3 protein-coding genes are annotated in these 2,739 nt (G+C 64.5%); all 3 read left to right on the forward strand.

Features of this window, described 5'->3' with window-relative positions; all coding sequences use genetic code 11:
• Positions 1–83: 83 nt before the first annotated feature.
• Positions 84–965 (forward strand): ABC transporter permease subunit, encoded by an 882-nt coding sequence (locus ACFDS3_RS20480; protein ID WP_375264169.1) that lies wholly within the window; start codon positions 84–86, stop codon positions 963–965.
• Between the two features lie 8 nt (positions 966–973).
• Entirely contained in the window at positions 974–1,906 is a 933-nt protein-coding gene (locus tag ACFDS3_RS20485) for an ABC transporter permease subunit (protein WP_375264170.1), read from the forward strand.
• 12 nt (positions 1,907–1,918) lie between these two features.
• Positions 1,919–2,739 (forward strand): ABC transporter ATP-binding protein (locus tag ACFDS3_RS20490; RefSeq protein WP_375264171.1); only part of this gene is annotated, 821 nt, incomplete at its 3' end.

Below are 2,739 nucleotides of genomic sequence, written 5' to 3' on the forward strand. Positions count from 1 at the left end.
GACCGCCATCAACTGAGCCTGCGGGCACAAGACCCAAGGCGGCCGCCCCGGGCGGCCGCCCCCCCCCGTTCAAGGACCCTTCGATGAAACGCGCCGGCGTCGACAATCCCTGGCTGCCGATCCTGTTGCTCCTGCCGCAACTGTCGATCATCTGCCTGTTTTTCTACTGGCCCGCCTGGCAGGCCCTGCGATCCTCCTTCTTCCTCGAAGACCCCTTCGGTTTCGGCGAGACCTTCGTGGGGCTGCAAAACTACACCCGGCTGTGGGACAGCGCCCAATACATGAAGAACGCCTGGTTCACGCTGTGGTTTTCCTCTCTCGTGACCTTCTTCTCGCTGGCCATCGCGCTGCTTCTTGCGGTCAAGGCCGACACGGTGCTGCGCGGCGCCAGGACCTACCGGACGCTGATGATGTGGGTCTATGCGGTGGCGCCGCCGGTGGCCGGCTTCATCGCGCTCATCGTCTTCAACCAGCGCTGGGGCCCGCTGACCGAGCTCTTCGCCCAGTTCGGCTGGCTGCTCCGGGTCCGGCTCGAATATTTCGACACGGCCTTCGCGATGATCGTGGCGAGCGTCTGGAAGCAGGTGCCGGTCAACTTCATCTTCTTCCTGTCGGGGCTGCAGTCGATCCCGCGCGCCGTGCGCGAGGCCGCGCTGATCGACAACCACTCGGGCGTCTCCCGGTTCTGGACCGTCACCTTCCCGCTGCTGGCGCCGACCGGGTTCTTCCTGCTCATCATCAACATCACATATTCGCTCTTCGACACCTTCGGGATGATCGACACCATCTTGCGCAACAACCCGGGCGACCAGCCGGTGACACTCGTCTACCAGGTCTATCTCGACGGCTTCCGCGGGCAGGACATCGGCGGCTCTTCCGCCCAATCGGTCGTGCTGATGGTGCTGGTGCTGGCGCTCACTGTCTTCCAGTTCCGCCTCGTCGAGCGGCGCATCCATTACACCTGAGGCGCATCATGGCCGAGCTTTCCCACACCATCCTCCTGCCGCCGGAGCAGGCCCGGGCCGCCCGTCCGGTGGCCTCGGCGCGGCGTCACCGCCGGCCGCTGCGCTGGGACGCGGTGGGCAACCATGCCGTGCTGATCGCCGGCGCCCTCTTCATGCTGGCGCCGCTCCTGATGCTGGTCCAGATGAGCACCATCCCCGACGAGCAGATCATGCGGACCGGCCCCTCCTTCGAGATCGGCGACCGGTTCTGGCCGAACCTCGACAAGGCGCTGACCGAGAGCATGAGCTTTTCGGGCGAGACGACGGGGCTCAACATGTTCCGCAACTCGATGATCCTGGGCCTGGGATTCGCCCTCGGCAAGATCGTCATCTCCATGATGGCCGCCTATGCCATCGTCTATTTCCGCCTGCGCTTCGCCACGCTGGCCTTCTGGCTGATCTTCACCACGCTGCTGTTGCCGCTCGAGGTGCGGATCGTTCCCTCCTACGAGATCACCCAGAAGCTGGGCCTGCTGAACAGCTGGACCGGGCTGATCGTGCCGCTGATCGCCTCGGCCACGGCGACCTTCTTCTTCCGGCAATTCTTCATGTCCGTGCCCGAAGAGCTTCTGGAGGCGGCCAAGATCGACGGCGCGGGACCGGTGAAATTCTTCATCGACATCCTGGTGCCGCTGTCGCGGACGATGATCGCAGCGATGTTCATCATCATGTTCGTCTTCGGCTGGAACCAGTACCTCTGGCCGACAATGGTCTCCACCGAGGAGGGCAAGTTCACCCTCGTCCAGGGGATCAAGCAGATTACACAAGGTCTCGAAGGCGGCCACATCCCAGAATTCGGCCGCTCCAACATACTGGCGATCTTGGCGGTGCTGCCGCCTGTACTGGTCGTCGTCTTCTTCCAGCGGTGGTTCGTGAAGGGCCTCACCGAGTCCGACAAGTAAGGATCGACAAGGATGGCAAAAGTCACATTGGACCGCGTCCACAAGGTCTACCCCAACGGCTTCGAGGCGGTGCGGCCCACCTCGTTCCAGATCGAGGATGGCGAATTCCTGGTGCTCGTCGGCCCGTCGGGCTGCGGCAAGTCCACGCTTTTGCGGATGATCGCAGGGCTGGAGGACATCACCGGGGGGACGCTCACCATCGACGGGCGCGAGGTGAACACCGTGGGCCCGGCGGATCGCGACATCGCCATGGTATTCCAGAACTACGCGCTCTACCCGCATATGACCGTGCGCCGCAACATTGCCTACGGCTTGGCGAACCGTGGAACGCCAAGGGACCGGATCGCCGCCAAGGTGGAAGAGGCCGCCAGGATGCTGAACCTGACCGACCACCTCGACCGCAAGCCCGCGCAGCTTTCGGGCGGGCAGCGCCAGCGGGTCGCCATGGGCCGGGCCATCGTGCGCGACCCTGCGCTGTTTCTCTTCGACGAGCCGTTGTCGAACCTCGACGCCAAGCTGCGCAACCAGATGCGGATCGAGATCAAGGCGCTCCAGCGCCGGCTCGGCGTGACCTCGATTTACGTCACCCATGATCAGGTCGAGGCGATGACCATGGCCGACCGGATCATCGTGCTGAACGGCGGGGTGATTGAGCAGATCGGCACTCCCGCCGAGATCTATCATTCCCCGGCCTCCACCTTCGTGGCCAGCTTCATGGGCGCACCGCCAATGAACCTGATCGAGGCGGCCTTCGAGACGGGCGCCGTGCGCCTGCCTGACGGCACCGCCGTGATGGATGCGCCCGGCGGCCGGAGCGGGCCGATCACGCTCGG

It is taken from the genome of Palleronia sp. (assembly GCF_042089775.1).
Lineage (GTDB): Bacteria > Pseudomonadota > Alphaproteobacteria > Rhodobacterales > Rhodobacteraceae > Palleronia.

Excerpts from the sequence above, each read along its gene's own strand:
- ACFDS3_RS20480 (WP_375264169.1), top strand. The coding sequence starts at position 84 with ATGAAACGCGCCGGCGTCGACAATCCCTGGCTGCCGATCCTGTTGCTC.
- ACFDS3_RS20485 (WP_375264170.1), top strand. The coding sequence starts at position 974 with ATGGCCGAGCTTTCCCACACCATCCTCCTGCCGCCGGAGCAGGCCCGG.